Below are 1,383 nucleotides of genomic sequence, written 5' to 3'. Positions count from 1 at the left end.
TCACAGAGCCCGTAGGATAAGTCCGTCCGGGGAAAGGGGAACTGCGCTCAAAATCCGATTTGTGCAACAGAGCCCATCACGACGCACAACAATACGACCGGGGTGCAGCTTTATTTGCACGTCCTGAGTATCCTCCGGGTCAGCGGCTTTGACGACAACAATAGCCTCCTGCTCAGCAGGATCACCATGCAGGGATGCGCTGCCGTTCTTCGGCGGCCAGAACTTCGGTTCGTTGCGCTGCCGTTTGTTCTGGTCCTTGTGAAACGCGATATACATCTGCGCGGATTTCCAGACACGGCGAATGGTCTTTTCGACTGTCGAAGGAGCTGCATCGGTAGACATGGCGGTTTGCCTTTTTAAAGGATTAACTCACGTGCATTTTCGGGGTGAGCGTCACACCCACAGCACTCAGCACTTTCAGCACTGTGCCAAATTCGGGATTGCCGTTTTCGCTAAGTGCGCGATAGAGGCTTTCCCGAGACAGGCCAGATTTGTCGGCCACGTTCGACATTCCTTTAGCCTTGGCAACATCGCCAAGCGCCGCTGCGATCAGGGCCGTGTCACTGGTTTCAAAAGCTGCTTCAAGATAGGCTTGAATAGCTTCGGGGCTGTCCAGATAATCAGCCGCTTCAAACTTCGTTGTTTTGACACCCATGTTTTTCACTCCAACTCTTTTGCCATCGCTTTGGCTGTTTTGATGTCCGCTTGCTGGGATGACTTGTCTCCCCCGCATAGCAAAATGATCAAAACGTCGCCGCGCGACACGTAGTAAACGCGATACCCCTTACCTTCAGAGACACGCAGTTCACTCACACCTTCACCAACCGGCTTCACGTCACCGGGATTGCCCAGGCTCAACCGCGTGATGCGAACCAAAATCTTGGCCTTCGCCCTTTGGTCTTTCAAGCTCTTGAGCCACTTGTCGAACAGGTCAGTCTTACGAATTTCTATCATACCTAAATGTAGCCTGCAAGCTACACCCTTTCAAGCGTAAACGATGTAAAGTGATGAAATAAAAGCACAAAACACCGATGAAAGGCAGGGCGCTTAGCGCCCTACCCGATTGATTTAGAAGCAATCAGGAACCCAAGCGTCGATCCGGGCTTTCTGTTCAGGGGTGACGCGCAAAGCCTTTTGATGCTCTGGATCGTTGAACAGCTTGTGCATCGCTTCGTTTTTCTCGCCCTTCTTGGACTTGCTGAACGAACGGTAGTTGTCGGTATCCATGTGCAAATCCAGAAGGTCTTTGTACAGTTTATCCAACTGCACAGCTTTGAGCCGTTTGAAACAGTTCTCAGCCGAGGGCGTCCAGATCGAGCGCATATCAGCGCCAACATCAGCCGCGATTTCCGCCATGAAGTCGGCCCGCTGGGTTGTAAAGCG

3 protein-coding genes and 1 pseudogene are annotated in these 1,383 nt (G+C 52.2%); all 4 read right to left on the bottom strand.

The window, feature by feature from the left end:
• Positions 1–342, bottom strand: coding sequence for a hypothetical protein (locus AC2FPW_RS17845; protein ID WP_496814805.1), 342 nt, complete (start codon positions 340–342; stop codon positions 1–3).
• Between the two features lie 22 nt (positions 343–364).
• Entirely contained in the window at positions 365–655 is a 291-nt protein-coding gene (locus AC2FPW_RS17840; RefSeq protein ID WP_496814804.1) for an addiction module antidote protein, read from the bottom strand.
• A 5-nt stretch (positions 656–660) separates the two neighbouring features.
• Complete coding sequence (locus tag AC2FPW_RS17835; protein WP_496814803.1) at positions 661–954, bottom strand: type II toxin-antitoxin system RelE/ParE family toxin; 294 nt, start codon at positions 952–954, stop codon at positions 661–663.
• Positions 955–1,068: 114 nt separating this feature from the next.
• A pseudogene (locus AC2FPW_RS17830) lies at positions 1,069–1,383 on the bottom strand (hypothetical protein); the annotation flags it as partial.

It is taken from the genome of Ruegeria sp. SATB027, from assembly GCF_059613825.1.
This window is presented reverse-complemented; position numbering and strand designations above follow the sequence as displayed.